Origin of the sequence: Gluconobacter cerinus, from assembly GCF_002723935.1 — a bacterium.
In the GTDB taxonomy this organism is placed as follows: Bacteria; Pseudomonadota; Alphaproteobacteria; order Acetobacterales; family Acetobacteraceae; genus Gluconobacter; species Gluconobacter cerinus.
The window spans coordinates 140,079-157,958 of sequence record NZ_BEWM01000003.1; the positions used below are offsets into that span (position 1 = coordinate 140,079).

The 17,880-nt window shown below is 55.6% G+C and carries 19 protein-coding genes and 1 tRNA gene; 14 read left to right on the plus strand and 6 right to left on the minus strand.

What is annotated here, in order from left to right; all coding sequences use genetic code 11:
- Positions 1-19: 19 nt before the first annotated feature.
- Positions 20-223, minus strand: coding sequence for a 30S ribosomal protein S21 (gene rpsU, locus GCE01_RS07810; protein ID WP_007283570.1), 204 nt, complete (start codon positions 221-223; stop codon positions 20-22).
- A gap of 189 nt (positions 224-412) precedes the next feature.
- Here rpsU and def point away from each other — a divergent pair, with 189 nt between their 5' ends.
- From def to GCE01_RS07830, 4 genes are read left to right on the plus strand one after another with little or no spacing between them, the layout of a single operon-like run.
- A complete protein-coding gene (gene def / locus GCE01_RS07815) occupies positions 413-925 on the plus strand; it encodes a peptide deformylase (protein ID WP_099212202.1) in 513 nt (170 codons plus the stop codon).
- A 2-nt stretch (positions 926-927) separates the two neighbouring features.
- Positions 928-1,410 (plus strand): MarR family winged helix-turn-helix transcriptional regulator, encoded by a 483-nt coding sequence (locus GCE01_RS07820; RefSeq protein ID WP_244591164.1) that lies wholly within the window; start codon positions 928-930, stop codon positions 1,408-1,410.
- Entirely contained in the window at positions 1,407-2,105 is a 699-nt protein-coding gene (locus GCE01_RS07825) for a response regulator (protein WP_046901400.1), read from the plus strand. Before GCE01_RS07820 ends, GCE01_RS07825 begins: the two co-directional genes overlap by 4 nt.
- Positions 2,083-3,450, plus strand: coding sequence for an ATP-binding protein (locus tag GCE01_RS07830; RefSeq protein WP_099212206.1), 1,368 nt, complete (start codon positions 2,083-2,085; stop codon positions 3,448-3,450). Before GCE01_RS07825 ends, GCE01_RS07830 begins: the two co-directional genes overlap by 23 nt.
- 8 nt (positions 3,451-3,458) lie before the next feature.
- Here GCE01_RS07830 and GCE01_RS07835 read toward each other — a convergent pair whose 3' ends face one another.
- A complete protein-coding gene (locus tag GCE01_RS07835) occupies positions 3,459-4,031 on the minus strand; it encodes an outer membrane protein assembly factor BamE (protein ID WP_086634131.1) in 573 nt (190 codons plus the stop codon).
- A gap of 108 nt (positions 4,032-4,139) precedes the next feature.
- On the opposite strand from GCE01_RS07835, the gene GCE01_RS07840 reads away from it, so the two are divergent.
- From GCE01_RS07840 to GCE01_RS07870, 7 genes are all read left to right on the plus strand, one after another.
- The gene (locus tag GCE01_RS07840) at positions 4,140-4,721 is read left to right on the plus strand and encodes a YceD family protein (RefSeq protein ID WP_046901403.1); all 582 of its coding nucleotides are present in this window, start codon (positions 4,140-4,142) and stop codon (positions 4,719-4,721) included.
- A gap of 154 nt (positions 4,722-4,875) precedes the next feature.
- Entirely contained in the window at positions 4,876-5,079 is a 204-nt protein-coding gene (rpmF, locus tag GCE01_RS07845) for a 50S ribosomal protein L32 (RefSeq protein ID WP_046901404.1), read from the plus strand.
- 63 nt (positions 5,080-5,142) lie between these two features.
- A complete protein-coding gene (gene plsX, locus GCE01_RS07850) occupies positions 5,143-6,252 on the plus strand; it encodes a phosphate acyltransferase PlsX (protein ID WP_086634129.1) in 1,110 nt (369 codons plus the stop codon).
- An 8-nt stretch (positions 6,253-6,260) separates the two neighbouring features.
- The gene (locus GCE01_RS07855) at positions 6,261-7,229 is read left to right on the plus strand and encodes a beta-ketoacyl-ACP synthase III (protein ID WP_099212208.1); all 969 of its coding nucleotides are present in this window, start codon (positions 6,261-6,263) and stop codon (positions 7,227-7,229) included.
- 72 nt (positions 7,230-7,301) lie between these two features.
- The gene (locus tag GCE01_RS07860) at positions 7,302-7,625 is read left to right on the plus strand and encodes an integration host factor subunit alpha (protein ID WP_064273136.1); all 324 of its coding nucleotides are present in this window, start codon (positions 7,302-7,304) and stop codon (positions 7,623-7,625) included.
- Positions 7,579-8,589 carry a MerR family transcriptional regulator gene (locus tag GCE01_RS17000; protein WP_176579577.1) on the plus strand — a complete coding sequence of 337 codons (1,011 nt, stop codon included), beginning with the start codon at positions 7,579-7,581 and terminating at the stop codon, positions 8,587-8,589. The genes GCE01_RS07860 and GCE01_RS17000 overlap by 47 nt, the downstream gene beginning before the upstream one ends.
- A gap of 61 nt (positions 8,590-8,650) precedes the next feature.
- Positions 8,651-8,727: transfer RNA gene (locus GCE01_RS07870), tRNA-Pro, on the plus strand.
- Positions 8,728-8,775: 48 nt separating this feature from the next.
- On the opposite strand, the gene GCE01_RS07875 is transcribed toward GCE01_RS07870, so the two are convergent.
- The 3 genes from GCE01_RS07875 to GCE01_RS07885 form a co-directional block, all read right to left on the minus strand.
- Positions 8,776-9,882, minus strand: a complete 1,107-nt coding sequence (locus tag GCE01_RS07875) for an AI-2E family transporter (protein WP_099212210.1) — start codon at positions 9,880-9,882, stop codon at positions 8,776-8,778.
- An 89-nt stretch (positions 9,883-9,971) separates the two neighbouring features.
- Positions 9,972-10,403, minus strand: coding sequence for a DUF3574 domain-containing protein (locus GCE01_RS07880; RefSeq protein WP_099212212.1), 432 nt, complete (start codon positions 10,401-10,403; stop codon positions 9,972-9,974).
- The gene (locus GCE01_RS07885) at positions 10,400-11,038 is read right to left on the minus strand and encodes an NUDIX hydrolase (protein ID WP_244591129.1); all 639 of its coding nucleotides are present in this window, start codon (positions 11,036-11,038) and stop codon (positions 10,400-10,402) included. Before GCE01_RS07885 ends, GCE01_RS07880 begins: the two co-directional genes overlap by 4 nt.
- Before the next feature lie 268 nt (positions 11,039-11,306).
- Here GCE01_RS07885 and GCE01_RS07890 point away from each other — a divergent pair, with 268 nt between their 5' ends.
- The 3 genes from GCE01_RS07890 to fusA all read left to right on the plus strand — a co-directional run bounded on the left by GCE01_RS07890 (position 11,307) and on the right by fusA (position 15,777).
- Positions 11,307-13,109: an ABCB family ABC transporter ATP-binding protein/permease gene (locus GCE01_RS07890; protein WP_099212216.1), complete on the plus strand. Its 1,803-nt coding sequence runs from the start codon at positions 11,307-11,309 to the stop codon at positions 13,107-13,109.
- 96 nt (positions 13,110-13,205) lie between these two features.
- The gene (gene rpmB, locus GCE01_RS07895; protein ID WP_007282133.1) at positions 13,206-13,508 is read left to right on the plus strand and encodes a 50S ribosomal protein L28; all 303 of its coding nucleotides are present in this window, start codon (positions 13,206-13,208) and stop codon (positions 13,506-13,508) included.
- A gap of 166 nt (positions 13,509-13,674) precedes the next feature.
- Entirely contained in the window at positions 13,675-15,777 is a 2,103-nt protein-coding gene (gene fusA, locus GCE01_RS07900) for an elongation factor G (RefSeq protein ID WP_099212218.1), read from the plus strand.
- A 441-nt stretch (positions 15,778-16,218) separates the two neighbouring features.
- Here fusA and GCE01_RS07905 read toward each other — a convergent pair whose 3' ends face one another.
- The gene (locus GCE01_RS07905) at positions 16,219-17,808 is read right to left on the minus strand and encodes a S10 family peptidase (protein WP_099212220.1); all 1,590 of its coding nucleotides are present in this window, start codon (positions 17,806-17,808) and stop codon (positions 16,219-16,221) included.
- Positions 17,809-17,880 lie beyond the last annotated feature (72 nt).

Genomic DNA, 17,880 nt, shown 5'->3' on the forward strand with positions numbered 1-17,880 from the left:
TCAGATAACGGGAAGGACTTTAGAAGCCTTCACGCTCCAGACGCTTGCGCTCCATCTTGCGGGCACGACGAACAGCTTCTGCTGCTTCGCGGGCGCGACGCTCAGAGGGCTTCTCGAAGTGGCGACGCAGCTTCATCTCACGAAACACGCCTTCGCGCTGCATCTTCTTCTTGAGCGCCTTTAGCGCCTGGTCAACATTGTTGTCACGAACGAGTACCTGCACGGTGCCGTCAACTCCTTCTGGGCCCGCCTTTAGCGTCACCCGTGATATGGCAATCCAATTGGGATGGAGCCCTTAACACACTCTTTTGGAGATGTGCAATTCATTCGATGGTGCTTGTGCTGATTTTTATCCATGCGCAATCTGCGGGCGATTTGTGCGTTAACGTTCTGCAACTGATAGAGGAAGCTCATGGCCCTGCTCAAGATTGCCCGTATGGGTCACCCTGTCCTGCACCAGATTGCAGAACCTGTTTCTGATCCAACATCCCGGGAAATCCGCCATTTGATTAGGGATATGCTCGACACGATGGTCGATGCAAATGGCGCCGGGCTGGCTGCGCCCCAGGTTCATCACCCATTGCGACTTTTCGTCTATCGCGTGCCCGCAAACCGGGTTTCCGATCCTGAACAGGCTCTGTTGCCACGTGTTCTGATCAATCCGGAAATTACACCTCTTGGTGAAGAGATGATGGTTTGTGGCGAAGGATGCCTCTCGATTCCAGATTTGCGAGGCGATGTCCTTCGCCATGCCAAAGTCCATTATCGGGGCGTCGATGAAAATGGAGAAGAGGTTGAAGGCGAGGCGGTCGGGTTCCACGCCAATGTTCTTCAGCATGAGAACGATCATCTGGATGGCATTCTCTACCCGCAACGCATCGAAGATTTCAGCCGCTTCGGGTACGTTGAGGAAATAGTTCGGTGACAATGCGCCTTCCGGACGGACCACCTTCTGCGACCGCACATCTCTATCTTCGTGAAGAGCAGATTCGTCAGTCCTACGAAGCACTCATGCTCGCGTGGCGCAGTCTTAACTCAGAATGCGAGACGCTTCTGCGGGAAAACGGCTTGGGTTCTGCGCACCATAGAATTCTTTTTCTGGTCGCAGCCCATCCCGGGATCACTCCCAGTGCGCTGCTTGCCAGCCTTGGGATCACAAAGCAGTCCCTGGGTCGAGCTTTGGGAGACCTGCGTGAGCGAAATTTTCTGGTGCAGGAAGAAGACCGGCATGATCGGCGCAAGCGCCCGCTAAAGCTCACGCCTGAAGGGGAGGCGATCGAGCGACAGCTTTTTCAGCTGATCCGTGATGTCATGACGCGGGCCTACAGGGAGGCAGGAGGAACTGCGGTTGAGGGGTTCAAGCGCGTTCTTTCACCTCTCCAGATCGCTCCGGGAGGAGGTTTTCGATGAGTGACGAGCATATTCTTGTTGTCGATGATGATTCTCGCCTGCTCAGGCTCCTGCAGCGGTACCTCGCTGAAAACGGCTATCGTGTCACTACGGCGCAAGATGCTCGTCAGGCTCGCGAAGTGCTGCAACTGATCCAGCCAGATGCCATCGTGCTGGATGTCACGATGCCAGGAGAAGACGGGGTTTCGTTAACACGGGCACTCAGAGCGGAGGGACTGTCGTTACCGATTCTTCTGCTTACGGCTCGTGGCGAACCTGCGGATCGGATCGACGGGCTGGAATCCGGTGCGGATGATTATCTGGGCAAGCCTTTCGAACCCAGAGAACTGCTGCTTCGCCTTCGTGCACATCTAAGAAGAATTGTGCCCGCCGTTTCCGCAGTTTCCGAAGTGCCCTCTCTTTTACGGCTAGGCGTGCTGGAGTTCGATGTGCCCCGTGGCCTTCTGACCGGCCCGGATGGACCGGTCCATCTGACAGGAGGCGAGGCTGCCCTGCTGGGGGTGCTGACCAGTCGCCCAGGGATTGTTATGTCGCGCGAAGACATTGCCAAAGCGCTCGACATGGATGAAATCGGAGAACGTGCTGTGGATGTGCAGGTGACGCGTCTCAGGCGGCGCATTGAGGTCGATCCCAAGGAGCCACGTTTCCTCCATACGGTTCGCGGGAAGGGTTATGTTCTCAAACCCGGGATCTGAAGACCACTGGGGGCGGCTGGATCGTCCGCTAAGGCGGGTTCTTCCGCGCTCCCTCTTAGGGCGGTCCATGCTGATCGTCCTGACGCCGCTGCTTGTCACGCAGGCAATCGTCCTGATTTTGTTTTACGGGACTTACCTGAATGTCGTCTCCCGGCGCCTGTCTGATGGCATCACGGGCGAGGTCTCGCTCGTCATATCGATGCTGGAGCGGACGCCTGAGCAGGATCGGCGCGAAGCTCTTCTGCGAGATGCGTCTGCACGAACCCAGCTTGAATTCGTTTTTCATCCGAATGCGACTTTAGGGCGCGAAGGGACGAATCATGTTCTCGGTCCCATCGACGATGATTTTGAGCGTGCTCTGCATCAGGGACTGGGACGTCCCTTTTTTGTGGACTGGTCTGCCGTTCCGGAAACCGTCAGAGTCTCTATCGCTCTGCCTGATGGTGTGCTGGATGTTCTGACGCCTCATAAGAGGCTGAGCATTGGCCCGATCTGGATGTTCGTTGCCTGGGCGTTCAGCAGTTCTGCGCTTCTTTTTGTCATTGCCGCACTGTTCATGCGCAATCAGGTGCGCGCCATTCGCAGGCTCGCTCAGGCAGCTGAGCTTTTTGGATTAGGCCGCGACGAAGGGGCTATCCGCCCACAGGGTGCGCGTGAGGTGCGTCAGGCCGCTATCGCGTTCAACCGCATGCAGGATCGCGTCAATCGGTTTGTCGCGCAAAGGACAGCGGTTCTGGCGGGGGTTTCCCATGATCTACGCACCCCCTTAACGCGGCTGCGCCTCAGTATGGCCATGCTCCCGACAAAAGGACGCATTCAGGCTGAAGATCTTCAGCCCGATATTCAGGACATGGTGACGGATATCGAAGATATGGAGCGGCTGATTGGCAGCTATCTGTCTTTTGCGCGTGGAGAAGGATCGGAACGTCCCGTACTGACAGATCTCCGATCCCTAATTGATGAGGTTGCTGTGGCTGCCAGACGTGCTGGCGGTCAGGTCTTGGGGGTCGAGGGACGGGAAGGTGTTGAAATACCAGCCCGACCAGATGCGCTGAAGCGTGCGCTCACCAATTTGGCGGATAATGCCAGACGGCATGGGGGCGCCATGCGAATCTCTCTCTGGGAAGGAGAGAGAAGGATCGAGATTACAGTGGAAGATAATGGTCCCGGTATTCCCCCTGATCAGCGGGAGACAATTTTGCAGTCAACACGATCAGGGAGTAACGGCGGAAGCGGTCTGGGGCTGACGATTGTCCGCGATATCATTCATGCCCATGGGGGCACCATCAGGCTGCTCGAAAGCCCACTTGGCGGGCTGGGCGTTCTGCTCAGCCTGCCAAAATAAGCGGAAGATCAGGGTAGGGTATTACCCGCACCACCATTGCCGGTGCCCTGATTGCCCAGCGGGCCCTGGCTGCCACCAAATGTGCTGCTCATGTTGCTCATTGGGTTGTAACGACCAACGTTACCCAGCAGCTCCTGAATGACCGACGTCTTGGTGCCCGGTGTTGGGGTTGTGGCACCCACCATGCCGACGCGGATGGAATCCTTGCGGTTCAGGGTATCCATCTTCCGCAGTACGCCGGAGTTGTCGAAGTTCAGAACCACAACCTGCTGCTTGTCCACCGTTGGGAAGCCCAGCGGCGTTGGAGACGTGATCATGGACACATAGATCCATGTGTTGTCGTCAAAGGTTGCGTGTGCGGTTGGCGAGCCGAGGCTGTCGAGCACGTCAGACCGTGTGCTGGTGCCTGGCACCAGCTGGGCATAGTCGGTCTTCTCGATGAGCGAACCGCGCGGCTCGGGAATCGGACTGAATACCGAGCATCCTCCCAGAAGGAGCGGAGCACAGGCCAAACCGGTGAAACCGAGGCGTTGCACAAGACGTGTTCTGCTTTTGGTCGTCAGAAAAGATGCGTTATTCATGGAACCGGAAACTATCCTGTGCAAGAGAACCGCTCAACCCTGCGGGTGCCTTAAACGATACCTGCCTGTCAACGATTTCCCCTATGTAACCGGGGATGGAGTGCTCAAATGTCTCATTCTCCCGAATTTTCACGTCGTATCCCCCTGAGTCGGGTAGGGGCAGGAACAGAAGAAACCGTGACGGCAACCCCGCAGGAGCGTGAAGCCCTGGCGCGGCGGTTTGGCATTCCGGCAGTGCATCACCTTGAGTGTCGCTTCGTTCTGACACCTGAAAGCAAGACCGAAATTCTTGCTCAGGGCCGTCTGAGCGCGAAGGTGACCCAGGAATGCGTTATCACGGCAGAAAAATTTGACGATGTGCTCGCCGAGACCTTTGTTCTGCGCTTCATTCCGGAATCCCAGATGCCGGAAGATGAATTCGACATCGATTCCATTAATCTGGATGCCCCTGACGACGTTCCGCATGATGGCAGGGCGCTGGACATTGGCGAAGCCGCTGCCGAACAACTGGCCCTGATGCTGGACCCATATCCTCGTCTTCCGGGTGCCGGTCTGGAAAATGCTGTTGACGTGGCCCCTGCGGAAGGGGAAGAAGGGGACGATCAGTCCGAGGACCTGCCTGAGTCAGAGCGTCGCCCAAACCCATTTGCAGCGCTCGTGGGTCTGAAGAACGGGGATAAAAAAGAATAAAATCCCTCGCTTTAGCTTGCGGGTTTGCGTTTGCTCTGCTAGAGCCGCCCGCCTGAACTCGGCGTAAATACGAGACGACGAACAACGGGGCACCGGATGCCGCTGGGAGCGGAGCAAGGGTGCCGACACAGAAGCAGAAAGAGGCATAAAAGCCATGGCCGTCCCTAAAAGAAAGACCTCGCCGTCCCGTGCTGGCATGCGTCGCAGCCACCATGCCCTGCAGGCTGAAGCGCATGCGGAATGCGCGAACTGCGGCGAACTGAAGCGCCCGCACCACGTTTGCAGCCATTGCGGTCATTACGATGGTCGTGAAGTTGTTGCAGCAGGCAAGAGCCTGAAGACGGCCGTCCGCGCCTGATCTCTTCTGCGGATGCTCTGATGGAGTATCCGCATCTGCGATGCTGTCCGGGAAACTGTCTTAATGTCTAAAGCGCCTGTCACGCCTGTTCGTGACGCCGCGGCCCTAGGGCCTTATGCCCTTGCCGTCGACGCAATGGGGGGAGACAGGGCACCGGATATCGTCCTTGCCGGTCTCGAACTGGCGGCTGATCGTCATCCGACAGCCAGACTGCTCCTGATCGGAGATGAGGCGGTTCTTAAACCGGCTCTGGCACGATATCCTAAAGCTGCCCGCATCTGTGACATTCGTCACACTCCAGCCAGCATTTCGATGGAAATGAAGCCGACCGCAGCGCTGCGTGTTCGTGGCTCTTCCATGCGTCTGGCTATGGAGGCCGTATCTTCTGGTGAGGCCTGTGGTGTTGTGTCTGCTGGAAACAGTGGAGCGATGCTAGCCCTGGCCAAGATTATCGTCAAAGCGCTTCCTGGAATTTCTCGTCCTGCGATGGTTGCTGTGCAGCCTTCTGCGCGCGGTGACACGGTTATGCTGGATCTGGGCGCTAACATCGCGTGTGACGCCCGAAATCTGGTAGAATTCGCCGTCATGGGCGAGGCTTTTGCTCAGGCCGCGCTGGGTTTGCCAAAGCCAACAATCGGGCTCCTGAACGTCGGCTCTGAAGACCTCAAGGGTGACGAAAGGCTGCGTCAGGCTGCCGAGCGCCTTCGGGACAGCGCGCTGGCGGAACAGTTCCACGGCTTTGTTGAAGGTCATGACATTACCGCCGGGACGACGGATGTTGTCGTGACAGATGGTTTTACGGGAAATGTTGCTCTGAAAACAGGCGAGGGGGCTCTTAAGCTTGCTTTCGGTCTGTTGAAGCGTGTTTTCGAGACCAATCTGCTGACTCGTATCGGTTATCTGCTGGTTCGCCCCGGGCTGGAGCGAATGCGGGAATGGATTGATCCACGGCGTTATAATGGCGCCGTTTTTGTTGGGTTGAATGGCGTTGTTGTGAAGTCTCATGGTGGCGCAGATGGCGAAGCTTTTGCCTCAGCCGTCGATATCGCAATGGATGCCGTAACCCATAACCTGAACGACAAGATCCGTGCCCGCCTGGATCAGCTCGGTATGCTTGGAGCTGATGTAGCTTCTGCTGCTGCCAGCACGGTCGCCCCAGAACCTGTGAGCTGAGAAACTTTATGTCCGGTCCCCTTCGTGCCCGCCTGACAGGCGTGGGTGGCTATCTGCCACGCACGATTGTCACGAATGACGATCTCGCTCAGAAGATCGAAACATCCGACGAGTGGATCCGGGCACGCACGGGCATCACGCAGCGTCACATCGTTTCAGGGGATGAGACGACGGCGTCCATGGCCGCCGCCGCGGCGCGTCAGGCTCTTGAGCAGGCCGGTGTAAACGCTGAAGACGTTGACGCCATCATTGTGGCAACCTCAACGCCAGATCAGGTTTTTCCCGCTGTGGCGACGCAGGTGCAGGCCCTGCTCGGGATCACCAAAGGGTTCGGCTTCGATATCAGCGCTGCGTGTTCGGGGTTCGTCTATGCGTTGGCCTCAGCAAATTCGTTCATTCAATCCGGGTTGGCCAAGAAGGTTCTCGTGATTGGGAGCGAGGTCTTTTCCCGGCTGCTGGATTGGAATGACCGCACAACCTGCGTTCTGTTCGGAGACGGCGCTGGTGCTGTACTTCTGGAAGCCGGAACTGAGGAAGGTGAGGGCATTCTCTCGACCCATCTTCATTCTGACGGTCGATCAGGGGATATTCTGTACGTTGACGGGGCAGTAGGCTGCGCAGGCACAACTCAACATCTCAAAATGCTTGGGCGAGAAGTGTTTCGTCATGCGGTTGTTAAGCTGTCTCAGGCTGTTGATGAAGCGCTGGAAGCCAACAACCTGACGGGTCAGGATATTCAGTGGCTTGTACCGCATCAGGCCAATCTCCGTATTATTGACGGTATGGCCAAAAAGCTGGCTCTTCCTGCTGATCGTGTTGTGGTGACAGTAGACCGTCACGCTAACACGTCTGCCGCGTCCATCCCGTTGGCTCTGAATGAAGCCGTCAGAGACGGTCGTATCCAGAAGGGCGATCTTGTTCTGATGGAAGCGCTGGGTGGCGGTTTGACCTGGGGTTCTGCGCTCGTCCGCATGTGAGGCGGCGCATCGTCTTTCAAGGTTAACGATTGATTCCTTTGACTGTTCTGAACGTCATGATACGCATGTGTCATGAGTACAGTCACGCGCGCGAATCTTGTCGAGCACATCTATAGCCGTGTTGGGCTGTCCCGGCACGATTCCTCCATGATTCTGGAAAGTGTGTTGGAAAAAATTTCCTCCACACTTGAAGCAGGTGAGTCCGTGAAGCTGAGTGGCTTCGGGACCTTCTCTGTTCGCCAGAAGGGAGAACGCATCGGGCGAAATCCCAAGACCGGGGTTGAGGTTCCAATCTTGCCTCGCGCTGTCTTGGTGTTTCGGTCTTCGCAGCTTCTGCGGGACCAGATGAATGGCGTGGAAAGCCATGCTGACGATGTGGACGACGCAGATGATTGATACCAGCTCGATTAATAGTGCTGATCTCTCCGACGATAATCTGGCTGATTCTGGCGCTGGGAAAATCAAAAAGGGCCCAGACGCTTACAGAACCATCAGCGAGGTCGCGGAAGAGCTCCATATTCCGCAGCATCGACTGCGTTCGTGGGAAACTCTCTATCCGGGTGTGAAGCCATTTCGTGGGGAGAGTGGGCGCCGTTATTACAGCCCTGAACACGTCGAGACGCTTCGTCTTATTTCCGATCTTCTCTACGTACAGGGCTATAAGGGCCAAGGCGTTCTGCGAGTTTTAAGAGAAGAAAAAGCTAGGAAATCTTTAGAAAATCGCACTGCTTCTCCTAAGGCTGAGGAGAATATTGCGAGTGTTCATGCGACGCCTGCTCCAGTTGCGGATCCAGTTTTAGGAGGCGCTGCGGATGATATTATCTTTCCTGAAGCTCCGGCGGTGCCAGAGATATCTGGTACTCCTGAACTGAGAGAAGAGAATGTCTCCGTTAGTGAGACGTCAGTGTTTCGCGATGAAGAAGACATATCGCTTTCAGAGTATCGCGAAGCTCTTGAAGTTGGAGAAAAAGCGGATCAAGTGCTTGACGAGTGTCTGACGGGAAGGACATTCGCCGAAGCCGAAGCCGAAGCCGAAGCCGAAGCCGAAGCCGAAGCCGAAGCCGAAGCCGAAGCCGAAGCCGAAGCCGAAGCCGAAGCCGAAGCCGAAGCCGAAGCCGAAGCCGAAGCCGAAGCCGAAGCCGAAGCCGAAGCCGAAGCCGAAGCCGAAGCCGAAGCCGAAGCCGAAGCCGAAGCCCCTTTCTCAATTTATGACACAGAAGAAGTTCTGGTTCTTCAGGATGCGAATCAGCACCTTGCTGCCTCCGTCAGGCATCTGGATGCAGAAAACGAATTTTTGCGTTCTGAAATGAAGGAAATTCTGGAAGAACTTCAAATTTTGAGAAGTCTTCTTCCGGTATAGGGCAGATGCCCCATTGCGGTGATCAGTTTGCACTGCTAAACCACCGCCACCGCAGGACGAACGGGCAGTAGCGCAGCCTGGTAGCGCACCAGTCTGGGGGACTGGGGGTCGTGGGTTCGAATCCCGCCTGCCCGACCAGTCCTGCGGTAATTACCTTAAAAAATGATGGTATTATAAAAGGCCTTTTCAGGCCTTTTTCTTGTCTGTGCGCTCTTCTGTCCAGAGCGTCCACAGCAGATGAAGTGCGGCCATAATTGCTGGTCCAAGGAACAGGCCAAGAAGGCCCCACGTTTCTGCTCCGCCCAGAATGCCTAGCAGGACCCAAAGAAATGGCATCTTGGTGCTGCCGCCAATTAGAACCGGGCGGACAAAATGGTCAGCTACAAAAATAACAACTGAGCCCAGAGCCATTACGACAATGGCGCCAATCATGCTGCTTTTAGCCAACAGCAAGAGAGCGACCAGTCCGACGGTTGGCCAGGCGAGGAATGGTATCATGGCAGCCACGGCCGTGAGCATGGCAAACAGTAAGGGTTGAGGAGCGCCTGTCAGCATATAGGCGGCTCCCATGATTGCTCCTTCTCCCAGGCCAACCAGCACAAGCCCCGCGAGTGTTCCGTGGACGGATGAGATCATCTGTTTGGCAAGACTTTCGCCTTGTTCACCAAACAACCGATGGGAGCCCACCAGCCCCTTACGAATCACGTAATCTCCATCCTTCAGCAGGAAGAAGAGCGTCAGTAGGGAGAACGCAAAAAGTGTGCCGCGGCGTGCGACCTGCGACCCAACCTGCTTTGTCATCTGCATGCCATGAGCGACATCGACTGAGTGGAGCAGATGGGACAGCCGTTGGGGGCTGGTCATATGGTTTTGCCACCATGTGGTTGCCTGCGTAGACACGAATGGAAGGCGCGGGACCCATTCAGGCATTGGAATGCCGTTATTCCGCACGTCTTCAATCCATTCCAGCGCGCTTCTGATTTCGTCGGCAAGTTTGACGCCAACGAGAGAAACCGGGACCAGAAAAATCAGGGCAACAACCAGGGTGAAGCTCATCGGCAGCCAGTCATTGCGGCCAAACCGACGCTCAGCGCGCTGGTAAAGCGGCCAAAGGGAAATGGCGAACACGCATCCCCATAACAAAGCCGGAAGAAAATTTTTCAGTGTGTAAAGACCGATAGCCACGAAAAATAGGGCCAGAAACCCCCGTGCCCGACGCTGTATGGTTCCGGTGGAATCCGAGGCTTCCACCGGAATGACTTCAGGGGAACGAGGAGGAAATTGATCGGTCATGGGGGTCCTGAAAATAGTGGCCGGAAATTATGGCTGATGCGCTATCTGTTCGCGCACTGGCGAAGTGTTTGCACCATGCCCGTAGGTTCTCAGTTGAACAGCGAGCATCCGGACTGGATGGTGAGGCCCACAGCCTGTTGGGAGAACTGTTGCCGGTAAGCGGCCTGAATTGCACGTAGATTGTGCTGAAGGTTCTTGTCGGGAGGTGTCACAACCCAGAGAATTCTGGACGGTTCCCTGCCCACCACGTGGGTTACAGTATTCATCCATTGCCCATCAGCCTTGAAAACGGTCAGGCCGCTCGGGAAATAGGGGGTAATTTCGGATGTAACGAATGTCTGCCATTCATCATCCGTTATGGGTAGTCCGCCGGGACGCGTCTGCCCGAACATCATTCTGATCTGCAATGTATCCTGAGCACGCATTTCGCGGCAGAGGTCGGGCGTGACACTCACCGGGACGACGCAGCCTCCCAAAAGGGGAAGCGAGAGGAACAGGGCAGTGAGACCGAGGTTTTTCATGAGTGTGTTTGTGCCAGTGCATTTTTAAGGATGGTACATTCGCTGGGAGTGAACAGACCCCGCCGGATAAACAGATCGATCAGAACAAGATTGACGTTGAACTTGAAGTCATCGGTGTCCCGAACGAGAGAGAATGCATCCGCTAGCGGTATCAGATGAAAGCTCTCAACTTCACCATCTTCTGCTACCGGGACAAAATCTGCTGGCAGGATCAGGTCGTAGCAGTGAAGAACATCCCTTCTAAGCCCTTCAGGGCGGTCCATGGCGTAGTGCAGTCGGCTGACGGGCACTGCGCGGCGGGATAGCTCTTCAGGGATGCCAGCCTCTTCCTGAGCTTCCTTGATAACGGTCATCTCTGGGTCAAGCCCGGCACTCATGCCGCCAGCGACCAGATGGTCCAGTTTTCCAGGATCAAGACGCTTGGACATACTCCGACGGGCGATCCATAGCATTGTGCCTGTGGAATGCTCCACGAGGCCATTCATATGGATACCTTCTGCCGCTACTCCCAGAACAGGAATGGCACCCCGGTCAACACGCCCAATGACATGGCCTTGCGCGTTGCGAACGTCGAAGGGCTCATCATGCGAAGCATATACGCCCTGTCTGGCAAGAGTTTGGGAGAGGGGAAACAAGTCCTCTCCTGACGCAACGCCAAATTTTTCCTGTGTTTTTAATCCCAAAGATTCAAGCTGGAGGGACGTTTCCGGGGAAATCCATCCAATCTGCTCGTGAGCACAAAAAAACGGGAGCCGTCCGCCGGGAAGGCGTGCGCTATTGCAGGCCTCTATATGTCGGAGGAACGGATCAAGATTCGGGAATGGAGACTTTTCTAGCACAATCGAAAGTTTCGCATGCGCGCGGGCGATTGCAAAGCGGAGCCTCTCTTTCTCATAGTCTGGCATGTCAAAGAAACACGATTCGAAATCGGAAAGCCTGTCTCTCAAAGAACTCTGGAAAAAAATCCGCCCTGAAAACCCAGGCCGTACGGCGTTCTGGGTCGGGGTGGCGATGGTTTTGCTTCTTGTAGAAAGTGGGACGACAGTTGCGACCCCCTGGCTATTCAGTCGGATGGTGTCGGCGTTGTCAGAGCATCAGGCGCTGCTGGCGGTCCCGTTCTGGTTAATTGGCCAGTACGCGATCATCCGTGTTGTTGCCGGGCTATCGACGCCTCTCCGTGAAATGCTGATTGCTCCTATTGAAGCTGACCTGCAGAGGCGTGTTGCGCTGGTGGGATTGGAGCATCTTCACGCCATGAGCGTGCGGTTTCACCTTGATCGGCAGACTGGAGCTCTCACGAGAACACTGGATCGTGGCTCGGATGCGATTGGCACACTGCTCAGTCTTGTCCTCTTCAACGTTCTGCCAAACACCATCGAACTGTTGATGACGCTTTTCGTCGTGTTTCGGATCTTTGACTGGCGGTATGTCGTGGTGGCTGTCGGCGGGATCGGCGTTTATGCAGCTGTATCGTATGTTTTTACACGTATGCGAATGACAGCTCGGCGTGCGCGGAACACAGCCAACAGTCAGGCACAATACCAACTCGTTGACAGTATGCTGAACTTCGAGACAGTCCGCAGTTTTGCCAACAGTCATCAGGAAATTCTCCGCTACGACCGGTCGCGCGTCGCTCTGAAGAACGCTGAAATTCGTTTGAAACGATTGGTCGGCCTTTCCCAGATGGCGCGAAGCCTGCTGATTGCGGGGGCAACCGCGGTCATATTGTTGCTGGCTGCTCATGACATCGTGCAGCACAGAATTGGTGTCGCGCAGTTCGTTCTGATCGGTAGCTACCTTCGAGGGCTGTATAGTTCTGTAGGAGCGCTGAATTACGTCAGTGCGGGCTGGAGAAATGCCCGGGTAGATCTTGAAAACTACCTTGAACTCCTTGGTACGCACTCAGAAATTGTTGAGGCGAAAAATCCAGCACCCTTACCCGTCAAGCTCGCGACAGGTGGGCCTGCTGCGATCAAGTTCGAGCATGTTTCCTTCAGTTACGACCCGTCCCGCGAAATCCTGCATGATATCAATCTGGATATTCCGGCGGGAACATCTCTGGCAATCGTCGGGCATACGGGCTCCGGAAAATCAACTATCGGGCGTCTGTTGACCCGCGCTTATGATCCGACATCGGGCTCTATCTTTATTGACGGGAAAAACCTGCGGGATGTGGCGCTGGAAGATCTGCAACGAGTGATTGGAACCGTCCCCCAGGACACGGTTCTGTTCAATGCAGGAATTGGCGAAAATATTGCCTATGGAGATCCTTCTGCTCCGGAAGCGGCTGTCGAACTTGCGGCCGCCCGTGCGCAAATTCATGACTTCATTAACGAGCTGCCAGAAAAATATGACACTGTCGTAGGAGAGCGCGGGTTGAAGCTCTCAGGGGGCGAAAAACAGCGGGTCGCAATCGCGCGCGTCCTGCTCAAAGATCCCAGAATTCTCCTTCTGGATGAAGCAACAAGTGCCCTCGATACGTGGACGGAAGCTGCGATACAGCAGGAATTGCGCGCGCTTTCTCTGTCCCGAACAACGGTGATCGTTGCGCACCGTCTATCTACCATTCAGGACGCTGATCAGATCGTTGTGCTGGATGCGGGAAGGGTGGTCGAACGTGGAACGCACACGGAATTGCTGCAAAAAGACGGCTATTATGCAAGAATGTGGTCGGTTCAGGCGGGAGAAGCGGTCATGAGGGCTTGACGAAAGCCCTCTCGTTCGCGATAAGCCGCGCCTGATTTACGGAACGCGCCGGGCCTCCGCTGTCCTGCGTCATCCAGCATCGAGGAAAGTGCTACCATGTCTCGCCGTTGCCAGGTCACGGGCAAGGGCGTGCTGACGGGCAATAACGTCAGCCACGCCAATAACAAGTCCCGCCGTCGTTTTCTCCCGAATCTGCAGGAGACCACGATGATCTCCGATATTCTTGGTTCTTCAGTGCGCATGCGCCTGTCCACCAACGGTATCCGTACGATCGAGCACAATGGTGGGCTGGATTCGTTCCTGCTGGGAACGCCAAACCGCAAGCTTCCTGAAGAAGCTCAGGTCATCAAGCGTCGTATCCTGCGTGTTCAGGAGCGTAAGGCTGCACAGACAGCCTGAGAAATCTTTCCAGCTTCGGCTGGTTCATAAAGATTACTCTTGAAAACCATGGCGGTCTGGGTCATTCAGCCGCCACTGGGACAAATCAGGTTCGGCTTTAACGAGCCGCAGCGGAGGTGTTTCAGTCCAGACTGAAACACCTTTTATTGTTTTTTGGAGGTTCTCCGTGTCCGAAAGCGTTCAGGAAGCCAAATCGGCTCTCTCGAAGATCCGCAATATCGGTATTACCGCTCATATCGATGCTGGTAAGACCACCACGACCGAGCGCATCCTGTATTACACGGGTGTCTCCCATAAGATCGGTGAAGTGCACGACGGTAACACCACCACCGATTACATGGCGCAGGAGCGTGAGCGCGGCATCACCATCACGTCCGCTGCCGTGACGTGTGAGTGGAACGACCACCGCATCAACATCATCGACACCCCGGGCCACATCGACTTCAACATCGAAGTGAACCGTTCGCTCCGCGTGCTCGATGGCGCTATCTTCGTGATTGAAGGTGTTGCTGGCGTGCAGCCGCAGTCCGAGACCAACTGGCGTCTTGCTGACCGCTACAACGTCCCGCGCGTCATCTTCATCAACAAGCTCGATCGTACGGGTGCAGACTTCTATTACGCTTTCAGCACGCTGAAAGAGAAGCTGGACATCGTTGCAGTTCCGCTGCAACTGCCGATCGGCGCTGAAGAAAACTTCGTTGGTGTTGTCGATCTGGTCGAGATGCGCGCCATCGTGTGGGAAGGCGGCGAACTTGGCGCCAAGTTCCATTACGAAGAGATCCCGGCTGACCTGAAGGAAAAGGCTGAGGAAGCTCGCCAGACCCTGCTCGACACCGCTCTTGCCGTCGATAACGACGCAATGGAAGAGTACTTCGAGAAGGGCGACGTTGACGTTGCAACGCTGAAGAAGTGCATCAAGAAGGGTGCAATCTCCGGTGAGTTCCGTCCCGTCATGTGCGGTACGGCCTTCAAGAACAAGGGCGTTCAGCCTCTGCTCGATGCGGTCATCGACTATCTTCCGGCTCCGGACGAAGTTGAAGGCATCCGCATTGCTCCGCCGGAAGGCGAAGAGGTTGACGAAGACTTCCTGCCGATCGTTCCTGTCGATCCGGATGGCAAGTTCGCTGGCCTGGCGTTCAAGATCATTTCCGACAAGTACGGCACGCTGACCTTCGTTCGCGTCTATCGTGGCGTTCTGAACGCTGGCGACACGATCCTGAACACGACGAAGGGTCACAAGGAACGCGTTGGCCGCATGTTCCAGATGCATGCTGACAAGCGTCAGGAAGTGAAGTCCGTTGGTGCGGGTGACATTGCTGCGTTCGTTGGTCTGAAGGACACGGTCACGGGTGACACGCTGGCTGATGCCGCTGATCCGGTGGTTCTGGAGCGTATGCAGTTCCCGGTTCCGGTTATCGACATCTCTGTCGAGCCGAAGACCAAGGACGGCGTCGAGAAGATGACGCTGGCTCTGCAGAAGCTGACGGCTGAAGATCCGTCCCTGCACCTCAAGACCGATCAGGAAACGGGTCAGACCATCCTGTCCGGCATGGGTGAGCTTCACCTGGACATCATTGTTGACCGTCTGCGTCGTGAATACGGTGTTGATGCCAACATTGGCGCGCCTCAGGTGGCCTATCGTGAGACGATCACGAAGTCCCACATTGAGACGTACACCCACAAGAAGCAGTCGGGTGGTTCGGGTCAGTACGCTGAAGTCAAGATCGAGTTCGCTCCGTCTGACAAGCCGGACGAGATCGTGTTCACCAACAAGGTTGTCGGTGGTACGGTTCCGAAGGAATACATCCCGGCTGTCGAAAAGGGCATCCGCATGCAGAGCACCACGGGTGTTCTCGCCGGCTTCCCGACGGTGGACTTCCAGTTCACGCTGCTCGACGGTAAGTACCATGACGTTGACTCGTCGGCTCTGGCCTTCGAAATCGCCGCCAAGGCTGCTTTCCGTGAAGGTATGAAGAACGCCGGTCCGGTGATTCTTGAGCCGATCATGGACGTTGAAGTTACAACCCCGAACGATCACGTGGGTGACGTTGTTGGCGATCTTAACCGTCGCCGCGGCATCATCCAGAGCCAGGAAACGTCTGGTTCGACCGTGATGATCCGTTCCCAGGTGCCGCTGAAGGAAATGTTCGGCTACATTTCCCATCTGCGTTCTGCAACGAAGGGTCGTGCATCCTTCACCATGCAGTTCCACCACTATGAGGCTGTTCCTCGTAACGTGGCTGAAGAAATCATGGCGAAGTCCGCTTGATTTTTTCACCTCGGTGAGACATCTGACCCCGCCAGAGCAATCTGGTGGGGTTTTTTGTTGCTATATTCTATAAAAACACCCGATACCGCTGCCTGAAACGCAAGCGTCTGTTATCGCAGCTCTTTCTATGAATAATTTTCCGCAAGCAAAGTGTTTCTCGTCTTGTCAGGTTTTCTTCTGAGAATGTTAGCACTCAGGAGCGCCAGCTTTTACTGAGTTCTGATGGTGTCGCTCTTAATCTGACGCAGGCTGTCTCAACGTTGGCGTCTAGACCAAATGTTCGCTTGAAAAGGGCACCCCAGCGATCGAGCCGTAGCGTGTATGCGAGTTTTCAATCAGACGCCTCGCCAGAGCTTTTGTTCAGATAGGCTAGCCTGCTGACTCATAAAAAAAAGCGACGAAAGGTTGCCCCTCCGTCGCCTTTTCTGAAAACGCTAGAGATCAGTGCAGATTGTCTGTCCGGCGGATAAATGCTGCGACATTGTCATGAAGCTGCTGCAGGGCTGCCGGGTCTACGTAGACCATGTGTCCGGACGAATACTGAGCGTATTCGATGTTCTTCTGAAGGCTGGTAGCCATCGGAAGATGCTTCATCTCGTAAATACCTTCGTAGTAAGGCGTTGCGAGATCGTAGTAGCCACCGTTCAGCATCACATGCAGGTTCGGGTTCGTCTTGATGGCCATGGCAAGGTCGCTCATGACGTTGGGAACGCCTTTGGGCTGGTAGCCGTGTCCTGGCTGGGTGTGTTTGTTGTCCCAGTTCCCTTCTGGATTGAAGAGGCGGTAGGTTTCGTCTGTGCCATACTTCAGAGTGTTCCGCACATAGTCATTGAAGACCGAAACATAGGCAGAGCTGATTGCACTGGACTGCGGATCGTAATCCGCTTCCTTTGTCATCGGATCAAGCGTCGGGCTGGAATACCGCGTATCGAGGCGACCTGTTGCCATTCCCGTTGCAGCCTGAAGCTGCTGTTCGAACTGGCCGCCGTTCACGCGGAGATCAGAACGCAGAATATAGTCCACCGGCAGGCCAGTGTAGGTGTGGAGCTTCTCTGCAATAGCCTGACGCTCGCTTTCCGGCAGGTCTGCTCCCTGACGGAGCGCAACGGTATAATCCGTCACAGCAAAATGCTCGACTTCCTTCAGGAAGGCCTTCAGGTCCGGGTGCTGCTGTGGCAGGCAATGATGATACCACGCCGTCGCAGCATAGGTGGGTAGAGCGAGAACATACGGGTCATCAACGCCAGGGTTGAACTGCGGTGCATCAGCGCTGTTGTCGTAATTCAGGATCTGGGAGAGCAGGATGACACCATTGAAATCGATGTTCTCTTCCTGCTCCAGATCATTGATGACGACTGCGGAGCGCATGGTGCCGTAGCTTTCGCCAAACAGGTATTTGGGCGAATTGTAGCGGTGGTACTTTGCAAGAAACTTCGAGATGAAGTGGGTGAATGCTTCTCCGTCACCATCGACACCAAGGAACTCCTTGGCGGCATCCTTGCCCGCAATGCGTGAGAAGCCGGTTCCCGGAGCATCAACAAACACAACGTCCGACACGTCCAGTAGAGACTGGGGATTGTTGATGAGAGCGTAAGGCGCGGCGGGAAGATGCTGGTCACCGGGTGTGTTGACGCGACGTGGCCCGAACGTGCCCATATGAACCCAGACAGACGCCGACCCAGGCCCGCCGTTATACAGGAAGGTAATGGGACGCTTCGCTGATGGAGCGCCATCCTTGAAGTAGGCGGTATAGAACATCGATGCGACAGGCGGGTTCTTGTCGCTGTCGTCTTTGCCGGCTTCAACCTTGATGCCGCGCTTGGTCAGAACCTCATTGGAATCATTGTATTCTGACCCGTGCACGAGAATGGTCCCGGCAACAGCCTGATAAGGAATGGTCGAGCCATCCACGACTACCGTGCCGCGTGTAACGCTGTCGGCATTGGGGGCAGGAGTGTCCTTGGCGGGTTCAGCGGCAAGAGCGGGTGTTACCATCATGGCAACACCCAGGAAGAGAGCCTTGCGAAGCATTCAGAAGGGCCTTGTGTTAAGTGTTCTGCCCTTCTCTAAACGCATAGCTGACTTGCAGACAAGCCAGATGTT